At 74.2% G+C, this 18,104-nt stretch carries 18 protein-coding genes; 6 read left to right on the forward strand and 12 right to left on the reverse strand.

From position 1 onward, the window contains the following. Positions 1-57 precede the first annotated feature (57 nt). From QOL15_RS16155 to QOL15_RS16165, 3 genes are all read right to left on the reverse strand, one after another. The gene (locus QOL15_RS16155) at positions 58-1,794 is read right to left on the reverse strand and encodes a serine/threonine-protein kinase (RefSeq protein WP_083393868.1); all 1,737 of its coding nucleotides are present in this window, start codon (positions 1,792-1,794) and stop codon (positions 58-60) included. A gap of 33 nt (positions 1,795-1,827) precedes the next feature. Beyond that, complete coding sequence (locus tag QOL15_RS16160) at positions 1,828-2,691, reverse strand: phosphatase PAP2 family protein (RefSeq protein WP_071246215.1); 864 nt, start codon at positions 2,689-2,691, stop codon at positions 1,828-1,830. A 104-nt stretch (positions 2,692-2,795) separates the two neighbouring features. Beyond that, positions 2,796-4,481, reverse strand: a complete 1,686-nt coding sequence (locus QOL15_RS16165) for a bifunctional 3'-5' exonuclease/DNA polymerase (RefSeq protein ID WP_071245975.1) — start codon at positions 4,479-4,481, stop codon at positions 2,796-2,798. A gap of 91 nt (positions 4,482-4,572) precedes the next feature. Here QOL15_RS16165 and QOL15_RS16170 point away from each other — a divergent pair, with 91 nt between their 5' ends. The 3 genes from QOL15_RS16170 to QOL15_RS16180 are packed head-to-tail and all read left to right on the forward strand — an operon-like array spanning position 4,573 to position 7,462. Further along, positions 4,573-5,640 (forward strand): ABC transporter substrate-binding protein, encoded by a 1,068-nt coding sequence (locus tag QOL15_RS16170; protein ID WP_370692415.1) that lies wholly within the window; start codon positions 4,573-4,575, stop codon positions 5,638-5,640. A gap of 41 nt (positions 5,641-5,681) precedes the next feature. Further along, the gene (locus QOL15_RS16175; protein ID WP_071246211.1) at positions 5,682-6,701 is read left to right on the forward strand and encodes an iron ABC transporter permease; all 1,020 of its coding nucleotides are present in this window, start codon (positions 5,682-5,684) and stop codon (positions 6,699-6,701) included. Then, on the forward strand, positions 6,698-7,462 hold the full coding sequence (locus QOL15_RS16180) for an ABC transporter ATP-binding protein (protein WP_065962570.1): 765 nt from the start codon (positions 6,698-6,700) through the stop codon (positions 7,460-7,462). Before QOL15_RS16175 ends, QOL15_RS16180 begins: the two co-directional genes overlap by 4 nt. Before the next feature lie 34 nt (positions 7,463-7,496). On the opposite strand, the gene QOL15_RS16185 is transcribed toward QOL15_RS16180, so the two are convergent. After that, complete coding sequence (locus QOL15_RS16185; protein WP_071245974.1) at positions 7,497-7,745, reverse strand: hypothetical protein; 249 nt, start codon at positions 7,743-7,745, stop codon at positions 7,497-7,499. 101 nt (positions 7,746-7,846) lie between these two features. Between QOL15_RS16185 and QOL15_RS16190 the strand changes: the two genes are divergently transcribed. Continuing rightward, positions 7,847-8,068 carry a hypothetical protein gene (locus QOL15_RS16190; protein ID WP_071245972.1) on the forward strand — a complete coding sequence of 74 codons (222 nt, stop codon included), beginning with the start codon at positions 7,847-7,849 and terminating at the stop codon, positions 8,066-8,068. A gap of 15 nt (positions 8,069-8,083) precedes the next feature. Here QOL15_RS16190 and QOL15_RS16195 read toward each other — a convergent pair whose 3' ends face one another. Then, complete coding sequence (locus QOL15_RS16195) at positions 8,084-9,535, reverse strand: L-serine ammonia-lyase (protein WP_071245970.1); 1,452 nt, start codon at positions 9,533-9,535, stop codon at positions 8,084-8,086. Between the two features lie 127 nt (positions 9,536-9,662). Here QOL15_RS16195 and QOL15_RS16200 point away from each other — a divergent pair, with 127 nt between their 5' ends. After that, positions 9,663-10,481, forward strand: coding sequence for a shikimate 5-dehydrogenase (locus QOL15_RS16200; protein ID WP_071245968.1), 819 nt, complete (start codon positions 9,663-9,665; stop codon positions 10,479-10,481). Between the two features lie 112 nt (positions 10,482-10,593). Here QOL15_RS16200 and QOL15_RS16205 read toward each other — a convergent pair whose 3' ends face one another. From QOL15_RS16205 to QOL15_RS16215, 3 genes are read right to left on the reverse strand one after another with little or no spacing between them, the layout of a single operon-like run. Continuing rightward, on the reverse strand, positions 10,594-11,037 hold the full coding sequence (locus QOL15_RS16205; RefSeq protein ID WP_071245966.1) for an SRPBCC family protein: 444 nt from the start codon (positions 11,035-11,037) through the stop codon (positions 10,594-10,596). A 2-nt stretch (positions 11,038-11,039) separates the two neighbouring features. Further along, a complete protein-coding gene (locus QOL15_RS16210; RefSeq protein ID WP_071245964.1) occupies positions 11,040-12,485 on the reverse strand; it encodes an NAD(P)/FAD-dependent oxidoreductase in 1,446 nt (481 codons plus the stop codon). 36 nt (positions 12,486-12,521) lie between these two features. Continuing rightward, a complete protein-coding gene (locus QOL15_RS16215; RefSeq protein WP_071245962.1) occupies positions 12,522-13,208 on the reverse strand; it encodes a hypothetical protein in 687 nt (228 codons plus the stop codon). Between the two features lie 94 nt (positions 13,209-13,302). Here QOL15_RS16215 and QOL15_RS16220 point away from each other — a divergent pair, with 94 nt between their 5' ends. Next, the gene (locus QOL15_RS16220) at positions 13,303-13,926 is read left to right on the forward strand and encodes a TetR/AcrR family transcriptional regulator (RefSeq protein ID WP_065962550.1); all 624 of its coding nucleotides are present in this window, start codon (positions 13,303-13,305) and stop codon (positions 13,924-13,926) included. Positions 13,927-14,142: 216 nt separating this feature from the next. Here the strand turns inward: QOL15_RS16220 and QOL15_RS16225 are convergent, their stop codons facing one another. From QOL15_RS16225 to QOL15_RS16240, 4 genes are read right to left on the reverse strand one after another with little or no spacing between them, the layout of a single operon-like run. Beyond that, positions 14,143-15,216 carry a glycine betaine ABC transporter substrate-binding protein gene (locus QOL15_RS16225; RefSeq protein WP_083393866.1) on the reverse strand — a complete coding sequence of 358 codons (1,074 nt, stop codon included), beginning with the start codon at positions 15,214-15,216 and terminating at the stop codon, positions 14,143-14,145. Further along, the gene (locus QOL15_RS16230) at positions 15,213-15,974 is read right to left on the reverse strand and encodes an ABC transporter permease (RefSeq protein WP_065962549.1); all 762 of its coding nucleotides are present in this window, start codon (positions 15,972-15,974) and stop codon (positions 15,213-15,215) included. Before QOL15_RS16230 ends, QOL15_RS16225 begins: the two co-directional genes overlap by 4 nt. Next, entirely contained in the window at positions 15,971-17,278 is a 1,308-nt protein-coding gene (locus tag QOL15_RS16235; protein ID WP_071245960.1) for an ABC transporter ATP-binding protein, read from the reverse strand. The genes QOL15_RS16230 and QOL15_RS16235 overlap by 4 nt, the downstream gene beginning before the upstream one ends. Next, entirely contained in the window at positions 17,265-17,912 is a 648-nt protein-coding gene (locus tag QOL15_RS16240; protein WP_065962543.1) for an ABC transporter permease, read from the reverse strand. The genes QOL15_RS16235 and QOL15_RS16240 overlap by 14 nt, the downstream gene beginning before the upstream one ends. Positions 17,913-18,104: the final 192 nt, after the last annotated feature.

Here is an 18,104-nt window from a genome sequence, read left to right on the forward strand (position 1 = left end):
GACGAGCATGCCCGCGGTCGCTTGGTGGACGCCGGGAGGTCGCCGTCGCGGAGCGTCTCAGCCGATGGCGGGCGCGGTCGACGGCACCGCGGCGCTGTCCGTCCCGGTGACGGTTCCGGAGTCGGTGCCCGTCCGTGCGCGCTTGTCGCTCGTGGTGTCCACGGCACCCGCGCCCTTGTCCTTGCCCTTGCCGCCGGTCGCCCCGGGTCCGCCGCTGCCGGGTCCGGTCCCGGTGCCGCCCTGCGGTGCCTGCACGGGGTTCGACGCCGGACCGCCGGGCTGCGGGCCCACGGTCGGGTCGTCGGCGGGCTGGCTCGGCTCCTGCTGCGCGGGCTCGCTCGGTTCCTGCTGCGCCGGCTCGCTGGGCTGCTCCTCGGGCTCGCTCGGCTGCTGCTCGGCGGGCTCGCTCGGCTCGTCGTCGGTGCCGCTCGTGGGCTCCGAGGACGGGCTGGCGGGCTGGCTCGACTCCGTCGGGGCCGGGGTGCTGCCGTCACGACCCGACGCGAACAGGGCGATCCCGATGCCCGCGAGCACGAGGAGCCCGACCACGACGGCCGCGATCACGAGACCACGTCGGCGGCCCGAGCCGTCCGCGTCCCGACCCGCGCCGCCCGCACCCGAGCCGCGTCCCCCGGCAGCACCGCCCGCGGCACCGGCACCGGCACCGGCACCCGCACCCGCGCCCGCACCGCCCCGAGCTCCCTGCGTCCCGAGGATCGTCGTGGCGACGTCGTCCTGCCCGCCCGAGCCCGCACCGGCCGGACGACCGGCACCGCTCTGCCCGAGCACCGCCGTGCGGTCGTACGCGCGCGTCGCGGTGTCCGGCGCACCGGGCGTCGCCATCGCCTGGGTCGCCGCGTCGCCGTGGGCGGGGTCTGCGCCGAATCCGAGTGCGGCACCGGCAGCACCGGCAGCGGCACCGGCGGCTCCGGCGGCGGCGCGCGTCATGGTCCCGGGTCCGCCGGGCAGCAGCTGCGTCGCCGGAGCGGCGTCGTCACGGCCGAGGGCACGGAGCCGCTGGGCCGCCTCGGCCGCGGTGGGCCGCTCGGCGGGGTCCTGCGCCGTCATCACGTGCAGCAGCGTGCGCCACGCGGTCGGCAGGTGCTGGTCGATCTCCGGCCCGCGGGTCAGCCGTGCGGTCGCCGACTCCACCGCGCTGCCCGGGAAGGGCCGCTCCCCGGTCAGGCACTGGAGCAGCACGAGGCCGAGGGCGTACACGTCGGCCTTGCCGGTGACCTCGCGGCCCGTGACCTGCTCGGGCGAGATGTAGGCGGCCGTGCCGATCACGGTGCCGGTGCCGGTGACCCGGGCGGCGTCGCGGAGCAGGGCGATGCCGAAGTCGGCGAGCTTGACGTGCTCCCCGTCGCTCTCGAGCAGCACGTTCGCGGGCTTCACGTCGCGGTGGACGATGCCCTGCGCGTGCACCGCCGCCAGGCCGTCGGCCACCTGGGCCCCGACGCGGGCGGTCGTCCCCGGGTCGAGCGGCCCCTCGCGCAGGCGGGTGTCGAGGTCGCTGCCGGGGACGAGCTCCATCACCAGGTACGAGTCGCCGTCGACGTCGTCGAGCGCGGCGTCGTACAGGGTCACGAGCGCGGGGCTGCGGAGCGCGGCGAGGGTGTGCATCTCGGCCTCGGCACGGGCACGCTCGCCGTGGTCCACCGCGCCGATGCGGAACACCTTGACGGCGACCTCGCGTCCGAGCTGCTCGTCGACGGCCCGGTACACCGATGCCATGCCCCCGTGTCCGAGGGTTCCCGTGACGCGGTACCTGCCGCCGAAGAGCCGATCTGCCATGCCTCGGAACCTACCGTGGCCGCCTGACCACGCTCAGCGGCGGACCGGGTCCGCGCCGCGGTGCAGGGCGGTCAGGTAGAGCCGGTGCGCGGTCACCACGAGGGCCAGCCAGGCGAGGCCGAGTGCCCACGCCGCCAGGACGTCGGTGGTCCAGTGGTGCCCGAGGAACACCCGCGAGACGCCGACGGACAGCACGAACAGGGTGCCGACGACGATCGTCCACACCCGGGTCACGGTGCGGGACTGGCGCAGGATGAGCAGGTAGACGATCGTGCCGACCACCACGGTGGCGTTGAGCGTGTGCCCGGACGGGAACGACGGCGAGTGCTCGTACGGCGGCACGGCGTCGGACAGCGGGGGACGTGCCCGCCCGACGAGGTCCTTGCCGGCGATCGTCATGAGGAGCGACCCTCCGCTCGCGGCGACGAGCAGCACGAACGGCGTCCAGGCGCGGCGCTGCACGGTGAACCCGACGAGGAAGCCGACGGCGACGATCGGCATCCCGATCGTCCCCGCGATGTCGGTCCACCACGTGACCGCGCGGTCGGCGAACGGGGAGCGCAGCGTGAGCATCCAGTCGAGCACCGGCCGGTCGAGCACGGCGACGTCGTCGGAGGCGCGGACGGCGTCGTAGACCTCGGAGGCCGCCCACGTCGCGGTCACGGCGACGCCGATCCCGACGAGCAGCGTCAGCACGAGCACCGGGAGCGCGCCGTAGCGGCGTCCGGCAGCGGCCCAGGCCTCGGCGGTGGCGTGCCCGGCGCGGGACCGCCAGGACGTCAGGTCGACCGTGCCGACGTGCCGGTCGACGTCCACCGAGGCCCGCTCCGCCTGCTCGGCCTGCCGGGCGACCGCGCGGACGGGCCGGTCCGGCTCCTCGTGCTCCGCTCGCTGCATCGCCCCACCCTGCACGCACACACCTGCGAGCGCTCGGGCACGACGCACCCGCGAGCGCACGGGCACGACCCGCCGTCCGCAACCGCGATCGCTCGGACCGGCCGTCAGTCCTTGGCCGAGCCGTAGTCCCGCACGGTCGACACCGACAGCGGGAACACGATCGGGAAGTCCCGGAACAGCAGCCGCCCGGCCTCCTCCGCCGCGGCCCGGACCTGCTCGGCCACCCACGCGGCGTGCTCGACCGGCGTGTGCACCACGATCTCGTCGTGCACGAAGAACACCAGGTGCGGCCCGGCCGTCACCGGCCCGGGGAACCGCGCGGCGAGCCGTGCCCGCAGCGACCCCATCCACGCGAGCGCCCACTCCGCCGCCGTGCCCTGCACCACGAAGTTGCGGGTGAACCGGCCCCAGCTCCGCGACCGCGACTCGACGGCCCGCTGCTGCGCCGTGGTGCCCTCGACCGACCACGCCCGGTTGCGCGCGGCGAACCAGGCCTCGTCGGGGACGGGCGACGTCCGGCCGAGCAGCGTCGTCACGGGCTCGCCGCGCTCCCCCGCCCGGGCCGCACGGTCGACCAGGCCGAGCGCCGCCGGGAACGCCCGGGCCAGGCGGGGCACGAGCCGTCCTGCGTCGCCCTGCGTCGCGCCGTACATCGCGCCGAGCATCGCCCCCTTGGCCTGCTGCCGCGTCTCGACGGCCCCCGAGGCGACGACGCCGTCGTACAGGTCGCGCCCGTCCCCCGCGGTCGCCATCGCCCGGTCGCCGGCCATCGCGGCGAGGACGCGCGGTTCGAGCTGGGCGGCGTCGGCGACGACGAACGCCCAGCCCTCGTCGGCGACCACGGCGGCGCGGACGGTCCGCGGCAGCTGCATCGCTCCGCCACCGTCCGCCGCCCAGCGCCCGGTGACGACCCCGCCGACGACGTACCGCGGGTGGAACCGACCGTCCTGGACCCACTCGTCGAGCCACGCCCACCCGTTGGCGGTCAGCAGGCGGGACAGACGCTTGTACTCGAGCAGCGGGGCGATCACCGGGTGGTCGAGCTCCTGCAGCTCCCACTTGCGCGTGCTCGTCACCGCGAGCCCGGCCGCCCGCAGCGCCCGGAGCACGTCGGTGGGCGAGTCCGGGTTGAGCGCGGGGTCGCCCAGGGCTTCCCGCAGCTCGACCGCGAGCTCCTCGAGCCGACGCGGCCGCACCCCGGGCGGCACCCGCGGTCCGAGCGCGTCCTCGAGCAGCCGCTCGTGCACGTCCCGCCGCCACGGCAGGCCGGCGTGCAGCACCTCGGCGGCGACGAGCGCGCCCGCGGACTCCGCCGTCGTGAGCAGCCGGAGCGCTCCGGGCGTCGTCGACGCGGCCACCGCGTCGAGCTGCGCGCGCAGCTCGACGACCGGATCGGCGTCGTCGTCCGGGGGCGCGACGGTGAAGAGCGCGTCGTCGAACAGCCGGGCCTGCGTCGGGCGGGTGACCCGCGCCTCCAGACCGGGTCCGTCCCAGGTGTCCGCGGGGGCCGCGACGAGCGCCGTGCCCCGCGTCGCGAGCGCGTGCCGCAGGATGCGGCGGGTCAGCCGCAGGTCGGTGCAGCGGCCGACGCGGCCGCCGGCCGCGAGGACGGCCGGGTACCAGCGCGCGGTGTCGTCCCAGACCCAGCGCACGTCCGGTCCGTCGTGGGCCGCGACGAAGGCCGGGAGGCGCGGCTCGTCCAGGCGGGTCGGCGCACCGGCCGACTCCCCCGCGTCGGTCAGGGGCGTCGCGGTGACGCCGCCGTCGACGCGGTGGAGGACGAGGTGCACCCGACGATCATGCCGTGCGCCACCGTCCCCGGCGTGCGGGGGCCGATCGGTGACGTGTCGTCGAGCGCGAGGTTAGGTTAGCCTCTCCTTCGTGCTCCACGTGCTCCGGTCCCGCGCTGCCCGCCCACCACTCGTCGCCGGCGTCGTCGCCCTCGCGCTCCTCGCGCTCACCGGCTGCGGTGCCTCCGAGGCGGTCCCGCAGGCGACCGGCACCGCGACGGCCGGCGAGGGCACCACGTCCTACCCGCTCACGATCGAGGACTGCGGCCGGCGGGTCACCGTCGAGTCCGCCCCGCAGCGCATCGTGTCGCTCGACCAGAACTCCACCGAGATCCTGCTGTCCCTCGGCCTCGCGGACCGGATGGTGGGCACCGCCTCGTGGACCGACCCGGTCCTGCCGAGCCTGGCCGCCGCGAACGAGCGGGTCCCCCGGCTGTCCGACAACGCCCCCACCTACGAGGTGCTGCTCGACGCACGGCCCGACTTCGTGACCGCGTCGTTCGGCCGCCACTACGGGCAGGGCGGTGTCGCGAGCCGTGCGCGCCTCGCCGAGACCGGCATCGGCTCGTACCTGTCCCCGACCGACTGCGAGGGCGACGTCAGCATCAACGGCGGCGGCAAGCGCACACAGGCCCTCACCACCGCGCAGCTCTACCGCGAGATCCACGACCTCGCCGAGGTGTTCGACGTGCAGCGCCGCGGCGACGCCCTGGTGGCCGAGCTGCGCGCCCGCGCCGAGGCCGCCACCGCGCGCACCGACCTCGACGGCCAGCGGGCGTTCTTCTGGTTCGCCGACACGAAGACGCCCTACGTCGCGGGCGGTCTCGGGTCGGGGCAGCTCCTGGCCGACGAGACCGGACTCGACAACGTGTTCCGGTCGTCGCGCGACGACTGGCCCGCGGTCGGGTGGGAGCAGGTGGTCGCCGCCGACCCGCAGGTGATCGTGCTCGGAGACCTCCAGCGCGACCGGTTCCCCGGCGACCGGCTCGACGACAAGATCGCCTTCCTCGAGCACGACCCGCTGACGAAGGACCTCGACGCGGTCCGGAACCACCGGTTCGTCGCGCTGCACGGCGCCGAGCTCAACCCGTCCATCCGGTTCGTCGACGGCCTCGAGAAGATCGCGCGCTGGTCCGCCGAGCACGGGGACGACCGGTGAGCACGGCGCTCCGACGCGGTGTCGGGTGGCGGCCGTCGCCCCTGGCCCGCTCGCTGGTCGTGACGGGCGCGGTGCTGGTCGGCGTCGTCGCGGTCGCGCTGTCCGTCGGCGCCGCGGCGACGCTCGGGCCGGCCGACGTGTCGCTCGTCAACGTGCGCGACGTGCTGCTCAACCACCTCGGGTCCGCGCAGATCCCGGTCACCGTGACCGACGACGCGATCGTCTGGCAGGAGCGACTGCCCCGGGCACTCGTCGCGGCCGCCAGCGGAGCCGGGCTCGGTCTGTGCGGTGTCGTCCTGCAGGCACTGCTCCGGAACCCGCTCGCGGACCCGTTCGTCCTCGGCGTCTCGTCCGGGGCGTCGACCGGTGCGGTGCTGATCGGCGTCCTCGGGGTCGGTGGCGGGGCGCTCGGGCTGTCGTCGGGCGCCTTCGTCGGGGCGCTGCTCGCGTTCGGACTCGTCCTGCTGCTCGCGCGGTACACCTCGAACGGCTCGCAGGGCATCGTCCTCGCCGGGGTCGCCGGGACGCACCTGTTCTCGGCGGTGACCTCGTTCGTGGTGTTCGCCTTCGCGGACGCCGACGCCACCCGGGGCGTGATGTTCTGGCTGCTCGGCTCGCTCGAGGGCATGCGGTGGCCGCAGGTCTGGCTCGCGGTCGGCACGGTCACGGTGGGCGCCGTCGTCACCCTCGTCGCGGCGCGCAGCCTCGACGCGTTCGCGTTCGGCGACGACGTCGCGGCCTCGCTCGGCGTGCACGTGCAGCGCACCCGCGTGCTGCTGCTCGTCGCGACCGCCCTGCTCACCGCGGTCCTGGTCAGCATCGCCGGGGCGATCGGCTTCGTCGGGCTCGTCCTGCCGCACGCCGCCCGCCTGCTCGTCGGGGAACGGCACCGACGCGTGGTCCCCGTCACGATCCTGCTCGGCGCGCTCTTCATGACCTGGGTCGACACCGTGTCCCGCGTGGCGTTCCAGCCGACCGCGCTGCCGGTCGGGGTCGGCACCGCGCTCGTGGGCGTCCCGGCCTTCGTCGCCCTGCTCGTGCACCGGCGGTCGCGCTCGTGACCGTCACCGCGCGCGAGGTCGTCTGGAGCCGCGGCGGCCGCATCGTCGTCGACGGCGTCTCCCTGCACCCCGAGCCGGGCACGACGGTCGGGCTGCTCGGCCCGAACGGCTCCGGCAAGTCCTCGCTCATCCGCCTGCTCCAGGGGGCCGCTCGACCCGACGCCGGGCAGGTCGAGCTCGACGGTGCACCGGTCACCGGTCGCTCCCGCCGCGACGTCGCCCGGCGCATCGCCACCGTCACGCAGCACGCCGAGACCGACGCCGCGCTCACGGTCCGCGACGTCGTCGAGCTCGGGCGCATCCCGCACCGGACGGTCCTCGGCGGGGACCGCGCACGGGACGCCACCGCGGTGGACGCCGCCCTCCGTCAGGTCGGGTTGGCCGACCGCGCCGACGCGTCGTGGCACCGGCTGTCCGGCGGGGAACGCCAGCGCGCCCAGATCGCCCGGGCGCTCGCGCAGGAGCCGACCGAGCTGCTCATGGACGAGCCGACGAACCACCTGGACGTCCGGCACCAACTCGACCTGCTGCGGTTGGTCGCCGACCTGCCGGTGACGACCGTGGTGGCCCTGCACGACCTCAACCTCGCCGCCGCGCACTGCGACGCGGTCGTGGTGCTCGCGGCCGGTCGCGCGGTCGCTGCCGGCACCCCTGAGGACGTGCTCACCGAGGAGCTCGTCGCCGAGGTCTACGGCGTGCGCGCGATCCGGGTGCGGCGGCCCGACACCGGTCGACTGGCGCTCCTGTTCGACACGCTCTGACCGACGGGCGCCGGCGGGCACCGACTGGCCGGGGTCAGTGCCGGTGCGTCGTGTCCTGCTGCTCGTCGGTCCGCGGGTCGCTCGCGGTCGCGTCGCCCGGGCGGACCGCCGCGGTGTCGGCGACGTCGATCCGCACGGTGCCGCCCTGCCCCTCGGAGACCTCGACGCGGGGGTCGGCGTCGTGCGCGTCCGAGCCGGACATGCGCCGCAGGGTGTCCTGCCGTCGCTCGTCGAAGGTCATGTCGACACCGTCGTCGAGGTGGTCGCGGTCGGGCTCGCTCATGGGCCGGACGCTACCCGCGGGCGTCCGGGAGCGTCCGCGGCGACGGGTGAGCGGGCCTCGCCGATTCGGTGCGCGAAGTGGACATCCCGCATGATGGGCGGATGGAAACCGAACTCACACGTCCCGCACGCTGGCGTCCGGTCACCACCGACGACGTCCCGATGCACGCCGTGGTGCGGTTCCACGACCGCGGGCTGCTCGTCGAGGGCACGGCCGTCGACGTCCTCGACGGCAACGGCCGACCGCTCCTGGTGGTCCGGGCCGAGGACGGTCAGCACCACGTCGCGCCGGAGTCCTGCTCGCTGGAGATGCAGGAGGGCTGACCCGCCGTCCGCTCGTCAGCAGAGCGGGACGTTCACCGCCAGACCGCCCATCGCGGTCTCCTTGTACTTCGTCGACATGTCGGCGCCGGTCTGCCGCATCGTCTCGACGACCTGGTCGAGCGACACGTGGTGGACGCCGTCGCCGCGCAGGGCCATCCGCGCCGCGTTGATCGCCTTGTTCGCCGCGATCGCGTTCCGCTCGATGCACGGGATCTGCACGAGGCCGCCGATCGGGTCGCAGGTCAGCCCGAGGTTGTGCTCCATCGCGATCTCGGCGGCGTTCTCGACCTGCTCGGGGGTGCCACCGAGGACCTCGGCGAGCCCGGCCGCGGCCATCGACGCCGCGGAGCCGACCTCGCCCTGGCAGCCGACCTCGGCCCCGGAGATCGAGGCGCGCTCCTTGTAGATCGACCCGACGGCACCGGCGGTGAGCAGGAACCGCACCACGGCGTCGTCCCGCTCGTCCGGGGCGACCTCGGACGCGTAGGTCAGGGCGTAGGACAGCACCGCGGGGATGATCCCGGCGGCACCGTTCGTCGGCGCGGTGACGACCCGGCCGCCCGAGGCGTTCTCCTCGTTCACGGCCATCGCCGTCAGGTTCACCCACTCCATCGCGAACAGCGGGTCGTGGTGCGGGTCGTCCCGGAGCAGCTGCTCGTACCAGTTCGCCGCCCGGCGCCGGACCTCGAGCCCGCCGGGCAGGGTGCCGGTGCGCCGGATGCTGCGCTCGACGCTCTCGCGCATCACGTCGTGCACGTGCAGCAGGCCGGCGCGGACCTCGTCGGCGGTGCGCGTGACGGTCTCGTTCGCCAGGGCCACCCCGCTCACCGGCAGGCCGGACGCGGCACACGCGGCGAGCAGCTCGGCGCCGCTCGAGAACGGGTACGGGACGGCGTCGTCCACCGGGATCGCGGCCTCCGCGACGGCAGCCGAGGACGCCGGTGCCGCGGACGCCGGCACCGCTGCTGCGGCGGACGCGCGGTCGTGCGCGGCGTCGGTGGCCGCGGCGTCGCCGTCGCTCGTCACGAACCCGCCGCCGATCGAGTAGTACGTCTCCTCGTCCAGCACGGTCCCGGCGGCGTCGCGCGCGACGAGGCGCATCGCGTTCGGGTGCCGCGGCAGCATGGTCAGCGGGTGGAGGACGATGTCGGCCTGCCGCAACGGCACGACCGTGCCACCGGCCAGCCGGAGCTGCCCCGTCCGCTCGGTCTCGGCGAGCGCCGCGGCCATCTCGTCCGGGTCGACCGTCTCCGGGTCGGACCCCGTCAGCCCCGCGAGGACCGCACCGAGCGTGCCGTGCCCGTGCCCCGTCGACGCGAGGGACCCGTACAGGTGCACGTCCACCGCGGCCACCGGCGCTCCGGCGACCCGTGCGGCGAACGACGCACCGGCACGCATCGGCCCGACGGTGTGGGAGCTCGACGGGCCGATCCCGACGCTGAACAGGTCGAACACGGAGACGGGCATCCCGTCACACTAACCCGTCCGGACGGGACGCCGGTCAGCGGTCGACGTGCACGCTCGACGACGCGGATGGTGGACCGCTCCATCGGCACGGGAGCGGGGGACGCCCGGACGTGCGAGACTCTCCGGCATGCCCATCCTGAACAAGGACATGCAGGTCAGCATCTCGCTCGCCGCACGCCCGAGCAACATCGGCACCCGCTTCCACAACTTCCTGTACGACGAGCTCGGCATCAACGCCGTCTACAAGGCGTTCACGACGACCGACCTCCCCGGCGCGGTCGCCGGCGTGCGGGCCCTCGGCATCCGCGGCTGCTCGGTGTCGATGCCCTTCAAGGAGGCGATCATCCCCCTCGTCGACGTCGTGGAGGACTCCGCCGCGGCGATCCGGTCGGTCAACACGGTCGTGAACGACGACGGCGTGCTCACCGCGTCGAACACCGACTACGAGGCCGTCGCCGCCCTGCTCGCCTCGCACGGCGTGGACACGGCGTCGCGGGTCCTGCTGCGCGGCTCCGGCGGCATGGCGAAGGCCGTCACCGCGGCGTTCCGCGGCGCCGGCTTCGACCACCTGACCGTCGTCGCGCGGAACGACCGGACCGGGCCCGCCCTGGCCGAGCAGTACGGCTACGGGTGGGTCGCCACCGAGGACGCCGCCGGCGACGCCGACGTCCTCGTCAACGTCACGCCGCTCGGCATGGACGGCGACCAGGCCGACACCCTCGCGTTCGACCAGGAGCGCATCGACGCCGCGCACACGGTCTTCGACGTCGTCGCGTTCCCCTCCGAGACCCCGCTCGTGCGCGCCGGACGGGCCGCCGGCACGCACGTGGTCACGGGGGCGGAGGTCATCGCCCTCCAGGCCGCGCGCCAGTTCGAGCGGTACACGGGCGTCGCCCTGACCGACGACCAGGTCGCGCGCGCGAGCGCGTTCAGCCGGGAGCAGTAGCCGGTCCGACCGGCGGACGGGAGGCGCGTGGCGGCGCCGCCACGGGCCTCCCGTCCGCCGTGTCGGCGACCCGGCGCCGGGGGCGACGCGGCCCGCCTGGCGACCGCAGCCGTCAGCGGCTCTGCGCGCGACCCGTCGCGACCCAGCCGAGCCGGCGGACGCTCTCGTGGTTCCGGATCCAGATGCCCGGCTGCGCGATGAACCCGGGGACGAGCGTGCCCGGCCCCGCGACAGGGTTCTCGCGCATCGTCACCCGGCAACCGCGGGGGTGCTCGGCGACCTCGATCTCGACGCGGGCCTCCCCCACCGGCCAGCCGCGCGCCTGGATGACCATCAGACGGGGCTCGTCGTACTCGAGCACCGTCGTGGTGTCGTCGATCACGAACGGCCAGACGCCGAACGAGTGGTGGATCTTCGTGCCGACCGCCGGCCAACCGCGTTCCTCACCGCGCATCCGCGACGCACCGACCACCCACGTGGGGTAGAGCCAGCCGTCGCGGAGCACGTCGAACACGTCCTCCGGGGTGCAGCGCAGGTTGCGGACGTTCTTCGCCATGGTCATTCCTCCGGTGCGAGATCGACGTCGTCGGGGAGCCCGAACGTGTGGCGCAGGGCGCTCTTCGCGGCGTGCCAGCCCGCCATGCCGTGCACGCCGGGCCCCGGGGCGGACGCCTCGGAGCACAGGTACATGCCGCCGCCCATCCGCCACGGGTCGCTCGACAGCACCGGTCGCTTCACCAGCTGCCAGAAGCTCGCGGCACCCGCGGCGATGTCCCCGCCCTCGTAGTTCGGGTTGTACTCGGCCATCTGCACCGCGGTGCGGCTGGCCGACTGCAGGACGGTGTCGCGGAAGCCCGGCGCGAAGCGCTCGATCTGCCGCACGACCGCCTCGGTCGGGTCGACGTCCGAGCCAGCGGGCACGTGCGCGTACGCCCAGAAGACGTGCTTGCCGCGCGGGGCCCGGCTCCGGTCGACCACGGTCGGCTCCGACCCGAGCACGTACGGTCGCTCCGCGTGCCGACCGTGCGCGACGGCGTGCTCGGCCTCGGCAATCTCGGCGCGCGTGCCGCCGATGTGCACCGTGCCGGCCTTCCGGAGCGCCTCGTTCGTCCACGGCACCGGGTCGGACAGCGCGAAGTCGACCTTCGCCGCCGCGTTGCCGAACCGGAAACGGCGGAGGGCACCGCGCTTCGGCGTCGGGATCTGCTTCCCGGCGATCCCGAGCATGCCGGGGACGCTCGTGTCGAAGAGGACCGCCTTGGCGGGGGTGAGGTCGGCGAGCGACCGGACCTCGCGGCCGGTCTCGATCGTGCCGCCGTGCGCGACGAGGTCCGCGGCGAGCGCGTCGACGATCGCCTGGCTGCCGCCGATCGGCACCGGCCACCCCCGGGCGTGCGCGTACGAGCCGAGCGACAGGGCCGCGGCGGCGGTGGACAGGGACGGCAGGTGCTGGATCGAGTGCGCCGCGACACCGGAGACCATCGCGGGGGCGACCTGCTCGCGGAACCGCACGTTCCAGGCCGCGGAGCCCTGCTCGAGCGCGCGCAGGCCGAAGCGCAGCACGGTCAGCGGGTGTCGCGGCACGTGCAGCAGGGCGTCGGTGGCGAAGTCGGCCACCTGGTCGGCGCTGCGGGCGAGCGGCGCCATGAGGTTCCGGAAGGCCGGGCCGTCCACGCCGAGCTCCGCCGCGGTCCGCTCGACGTCCTGGTACGCGATGCCGGCGTCGCCGCGGTCGAGCGGGTGGCCGTACTGCACCTCGGGGAGGCGGAGCTCGATCCGGTCCTCCAGGCGGAACAGCCGGAAGAACTCCGACTGCAGCGCCATCGGGTGCACCGCGGAGCAGACGTCGTGGTGGAACCCGGGCAGCGTGAGCTCGGCGGTGCGCGCTCCCCCGCCGATCGTGTCGTTCCGCTCGACGACCTCGACCGACAAGCCCGCGCGGGCGAGTGTCACCGCCGCCGCGAGTCCGTTCGGTCCGGCTCCGACGACCACCGCATCAACCATGGGTACGAGCCTAGGGACCGGCTGTTCGGTGGACGGTCAGGGCCGCGCCGCGTCCGCGTCCGCCGGGTCCGTGCCGTCCTCGGGCCCGTCGCCCTCGTCCGGCTCGTCGGCGTCCGCCGCCACGGTCTCGGGCGTCCCCGATCCGACCGGGTGCGCCGCGAGCAGCTCGGCGAAGTCCTCGTCGAGCATCTGCTGCAGGCGCTCGTCGCGGCCGACCTCGTAGTCCTCGGTCGGCCGCTGCGCCCAGCCGAGCCGTCCGACGACCGTCGTGCCGATGTCGTCCCACGCACGCGCCCGGGCCTGCAGGACGATGCCGTCGACGAACCCCTGGTCCTCGCGGCGGCGGTCGAGCATGGTGGCGAGCTGCTCGTACGTGGCCTCGCGCGTGCGGAGCTTGAGGTCGTCCCCGCGGCGGTAGTCGTGCTGGTGCCGGGAGCGCCCGGTCTGCTTGCTCGACCGCGACCGGATCTCGCGCATCCGGGCGGCGTCACCGCGCTGTTCCTCGGCGAGCCGGTGCAGTTCCTCACGCACGGACTCGGCGACGACCGCGTGGTCGAAGTACCCCTGGTCGCGCAGCGAGTTCGTGATGACGCGGTTCGCGACGGCCACGACGACCGCGGCCTTGGCGATGAGGAACCCCTCGTCGACCGCGCGCTTCAGCTCGACCTGGCTGACGGGGCGGTCGCGCACGTCGTGCTTGCTGCGTCGTCCGAACAGGGCCATGCTCCGACGATACCGGCGACCACCCCCGGTCCGTCCGGGGGTGCGCGGGCGGGCGTGCCCCGGGGTCACCGGCGGGACGGTTACAGTACGACCCATGTCCGACCCCGCACCGACGATGGGTCTGCGCGACCGCAAGCGCCGCGAGACCCGCCGGCGCATCGCCGACGCCGCGCGCTCCCTGGCCCTCGAGCAGGACCTCGACCGCACCACGATCGAGCAGATCGCGGCGCGGGCCGACGTCTCGCCGCGGACGTTCTTCAACTACTTCGAGAGCAAGGAGGACGCGGTCCTCGGGCACACCGAGCTCGACCTGTCCCCCGCGACCCTCGACGCGCACCTCGCCGAGGTCTCCGGCCGCCCGGTCGTCGAGGCCGTCGTCGACCTGGCGTTCCTGGTGTTCGGCGACTCCTTCGGCGACGAACGCGAGCGCGAGCACCGCAAGGAGGTGATCGTGCGCTTCCCACAGCTGGTCCGGCGGCAGGTCACCCGGATGACGACGGTGGCCGAGGCGATGACCGGCGCGGTCCGCACGATCCTCGCGCGCGACCCGGCCTGGGGCCCGGAGGCGGCGACGCCCGAGGCGGCCGAGATGCTGCTCGGCATGTGCATGACCGGACTGCGGAGCGCCGCCCGGCACGACGGGTCCGAGCCCGCCGAGGTGCGCGAGCGGCTCGTCACGACGATCAGCGACACGGCAGCCCGGCTCGCGTCCGCCTGACGGGCGGGACGCGCGCCCGCGACCCGACGCCGGACCCGCCGAGCGCCGCCCGGCGACCCGGCGCCGGACCCGCCGAGCGCCGCCCGGCGATCCGGCGCCGCACCGGCGGGACACGCGCACCGCGCCCGACGCGACCCCGTGCAGGACGGGAGGCGCGGCACCCACCGGCACCGCGCCTCCCGTCCGTCCCGTCCACGTCGCGACGCGACCCGCGGGTCAGGGCTTCGTGATGAAGCCCTCCCGCACCATCCAGTCGAACGCGACGTCCGCCGGCTCGCGGCCCTCGACGTCCACCTGCCGGTTCAGCTCCTGCAGCACGGCGTCCGTGAGCTTCGGCGAGATCTGGTCGTACACGCCCCGGAGCTGCGGGTACTCGCGCAGCGTCGCCGAGTCGATCACGGGTGCGACGTTGTACGCCGGGAAGAACGCCCGGTCGTCCTGGAGCACGGTCAGCCCGAGCGACTTGATGCGGCCGTCGGTCGTGAACACCTCGCCGAAGTTGCACTTGCCACGGTCGGTCGCGGTGTAGACCGTGCCGGTGTCGAGGATGCTGACGTTGCCGTTCGGCACGGCGTTCTCCCCCGATCCACCGAGCTCCAGCCCGTACTTCTCGAGCATCGGCTTGAAGCCGTCCGCACGGGAGTTGAACTCCGACTCGACGCAGAACGTGCGCTGGTCGACCGGCAGCTTCGTGATGTCCGACAGGGTCTTCACGTTCCCGAGCTCGGCGACGGCCTCGTCGCGGACCGCGAACGCGTACGTGTTGTTCATCGGCGCCGGCTCGAGCCAGGTCAGCCCGTTGCGCGCGTCCTCCTGCTTGACGGCCTGCCACTGCTCGGTCTTGTCCGGGATCCCCTGCTCGTGCGCCATGAAGGTCAGCCAGGCGGTGCCCGTGTACTCCCAGGTGACGTCGGCGTCGTGCGAGGTCATCAGCTCGCGCACCGCGACGGAACCCGGCACGTTCGTCTCGTCGGTGACGTCGAAGCCCGCGGCCTTGGCGGCGAGCACGGCGATCTTGCCGAGGACGAGCTGCTCCGTGAAGTTCTTCGACGTCACGGTGATGGACGCAGCCTCCGGCAGGTCGTCGATCCGGTGGATCGACCCGGGGGCTGCACCCGGCACGAAGGACGCGGCGGGCTGCAGGCCGCAGCCCGTCAGCACGAGGGCGCTCGCGCCCGCCACGGCGGCTGCGGCGAGCACACGGCGGCGGGCGGACGGCCGGGAGGCGCGGCGCACGTCCGGCACGTCGGCTCGCGTCGTGCGCTCCTGCGTACGGCTGTGGTCCGTCATCGGAGTCCCTTCGGTCGTGCGACCGTCTCGACCACGCGGCCGATCCAGTCGATGGTCAGGGCGAGCAGGGCGACGAGGAGCGCGCCCGAGACGAGCACCTTCGGCAGGAACAGGTTCACGCCCGTGGTGATGAGCAGGCCGAGGCCGCCCGCGCCGACGAAGGTCGCCAGGCTCGCGGTCCCGACGAGGAGCACGAGCGCGGTGCGGATGCCGGAGAGCATGACCGGCACGGCGAGCGGGAGCTCCACCTTGAGCAGGACGGCGAACGCGCTCATGCCCATGCCCCGGCCGGCCTCGACGAGGCGCTCGTCGACGCTCTGCACCCCGAGCATGGTGTTCCGGAGCACCGGCAGGATCGCGTACAGCACGAGGGCGACGACCGCCGACCAGCTGTTCAGGCCGAGCCACGCCGCGAGCAGCACGATGAGGCCGACCGCCGGGGCCGCCTGGCCGAAGTTCGCGACCGCGATGACGGCGGTGCTCGCGCGGCGCAGGGGCCCGCGGGTGAGCAGGACCCCGAGCGGGATGCCGATCACGAGCACGAGCACGGTGGCCTGCAGGGTGAGGACGAGGTGCTGCCCGGTCAGGTCGAGGATGCCGCTCGGGTTCAGGGTCGAGCGCTCGGTGGCGGACAGGTCGGCGGTGGCGAGCCAGACGACGAACCCGGCGAGGACGACCAGGATCGCGATCGGCTGCACGAGGAGCCCCTTCCAGGGCGTCCGCTCACCGGTGGCCGGGCCGGCGACGGCGGTGCTCACCGGTCCCCCTCGCGGGACGCGTCGCCGTCACGGGCCTGCTGCTCGTCGTTCCGCTCCTCGACGACGGCGGGCGACGACGGCAGCGTCTCGATCGGGTTCGTGTTCGTGCCGACCGGGGCGTACGCCTGGTCGGAGGCGGCGGCCGCGCGGGACCGGGTGATGGCGTCCATCACGGTCTCGACGGTGATGACGCCGCGGAAGGACTCGCCGCGACCGGTCACCAGTGCGGCGCCGGCGCTCGAGACGAGCATGGTGTCGAGCGCGTCGTTGAGCGTCGCGGCCTCGCCGACCACGGGCAGCTCGGGCTCGATGCCCTCGGGCACGCGGGTCAGGCGCTCGAGCTGGCGACGGGTCGGCCACCCGATCGGCCGCTGCCGCCGGTCGACGACCACGGCGTGCTGGTGTCCACCGGCCTCGTCCATGCGCTGCAGGACGGCCCGGGTCTCCTCGCCGGGCGAGCAGGTGACGGCCGGGGCGAGCTCGACGTCGCGCACCCGGTTCAGGGTGAGCTGCTTCAGGCCGGCACCGGAGCCGATGAAGTTCTCGACGAACTCGTTCGCCGGCTCGGCCAGGATGCGCTCCGGGGTGTCGTACTGCACGATGTGCGCGCCCTCGGTGAAGATCACGATCCAGTCGCCGAGCTTCACGGCCTCGTCGAAGTCGTGCGTGACGATGACGATCGTCTTGTGCAGCTCCTCCTGGATGCGCAGGAGCTCGTCCTGCAGGCGCTGCCGGGTGATCGGGTCGACGGCGCCGAACGGCTCGTCCATGAGCAGGACGGGCGGGTCCGCCGCGAGCGCCCGGGCGACGCCGACGCGCTGCTGCTGCCCGCCGGACAGCTCGCGGGGGAACCGGTCGCGGTAGGTGTCGGGGTCGAGCGAGACGAGGTCGAGCAGCTCGTCGACACGGGCGGCGATCTTCTCCTTCGACCAGCCGAGCATCTTCGGCACGATCGCGATGTTCGCGGCGACCGTCATGTGCGGGAAGAGCCCCCCGGCCTGGATGACGTAGCCCATGCGGCGGCGCAGCTCGTCGCCGTCGATGCCCGTGACGTCCTCGTCGCCGACGACGATCCGGCCCTCGGTGGGCTCGATCAGGCGGTTGATCATCTTCAGCGTCGTCGTCTTGCCACAGCCGGACGGCCCGACGAGCATGACGACCTTGCCGGCCGGGATCTCGAGCGTGATGCCGTCGACCGCGGGCTTCTGCTGCCCGGGGTACCGCTTGGTGACCTCGTCGAGCAGGATGCTGCGGCCGGTGACGTCACCGGCGGGGGCGGTGGTGGCGGAGTCAGTGCTGGACACGGATACCTCTCGGGGTGGTCAGACGGCCGAGGCCGATGAGGAGCAGGTCGAGGACGAGGGCGAGCAGCACGACGCCGACGACGCCCACGACCACGGCGTTCAGGGCGTTCGCGCCGCCGAGGCGGGACAGGCCGGAGAAGATGAAGCCACCGAGGCCGGGACCGAGCGCGTACGCGGCGATCGCGGCGATGCCCATCACCATCTGCGCCGAGACGCGGACACCGCTGAGGATGATCGGCCACGCCATCGGCAGCTCGACCTGCAGCAGGGTGCGGATGCGGCTCATCCCGATCCCCCGCGCGGACTCGACGACCGTCGGCGGGATCTCGGCGAGCCCGACCACCGCGTTGCGCAGGATGGGCAGCGCGGCGAAGAACACGACCGTCACGACGGACGGCAGCACGCCGAAGCCGAGCGGCACGATGAGCAGACCGATCACCGCGAACGACGGCAGGGTGAGGCCGATCGCGGACACCGCGTTGGCGACGGAGCTCAGCCGCGGACTGCGGTAGACGAGCGTGGCGAGCACCACGGCGATGACCGCGGCGAGCACCGTGCACTGGACCACCAGTGAGAAGTGCTGCCACGACGCGAACCAGATCTGGTCCCACCGCTCGACGACGTACTGGAACACGTGGGGGTTCCTCCCTGGTCGGCCGAACGCCCCACAGGACGGGGCTCGAACCCGACCGACCGTACGGCGGGCACCCCGCGCTTGTACAACGGCGACGGACGGTCCCGCGCGGATCCTGCGTGTTCGACCACAGGGAAATCCCTGATCAGCGAATGGTGAGCGGTCACTTCCTGGGAGAACGGTAACGATGCC

This window comes from Curtobacterium sp. MCBA15_012 (assembly GCF_001864935.2).
In the GTDB taxonomy this organism is placed as follows: domain Bacteria; phylum Actinomycetota; class Actinomycetes; order Actinomycetales; family Microbacteriaceae; genus Curtobacterium.

Coding starts and splice junctions, on each gene's coding strand:
- QOL15_RS16155 (WP_083393868.1), bottom strand. CDS start 1,794: ATGGCAGATCGGCTCTTCGGCGGCAGGTACCGCGTCACGGGAACCCTC.
- QOL15_RS16160 (WP_071246215.1), bottom strand. CDS start 2,691: ATGCAGCGAGCGGAGCACGAGGAGCCGGACCGGCCCGTCCGCGCGGTC.
- QOL15_RS16185 (WP_071245974.1), bottom strand. CDS start 7,745: ATGAGCGAGCCCGACCGCGACCACCTCGACGACGGTGTCGACATGACC.
- QOL15_RS16190 (WP_071245972.1), top strand. CDS start 7,847: ATGGAAACCGAACTCACACGTCCCGCACGCTGGCGTCCGGTCACCACC.
- QOL15_RS16195 (WP_071245970.1), bottom strand. CDS start 9,535: ATGCCCGTCTCCGTGTTCGACCTGTTCAGCGTCGGGATCGGCCCGTCG.
- QOL15_RS16200 (WP_071245968.1), top strand. CDS start 9,663: ATGCCCATCCTGAACAAGGACATGCAGGTCAGCATCTCGCTCGCCGCA.
- QOL15_RS16205 (WP_071245966.1), bottom strand. CDS start 11,037: ATGGCGAAGAACGTCCGCAACCTGCGCTGCACCCCGGAGGACGTGTTC.
- QOL15_RS16210 (WP_071245964.1), bottom strand. CDS start 12,485: ATGGTTGATGCGGTGGTCGTCGGAGCCGGACCGAACGGACTCGCGGCG.
- QOL15_RS16215 (WP_071245962.1), bottom strand. CDS start 13,208: ATGGCCCTGTTCGGACGACGCAGCAAGCACGACGTGCGCGACCGCCCC.
- QOL15_RS16220 (WP_065962550.1), top strand. CDS start 13,303: ATGTCCGACCCCGCACCGACGATGGGTCTGCGCGACCGCAAGCGCCGC.
- QOL15_RS16225 (WP_083393866.1), bottom strand. CDS start 15,216: ATGACGGACCACAGCCGTACGCAGGAGCGCACGACGCGAGCCGACGTG.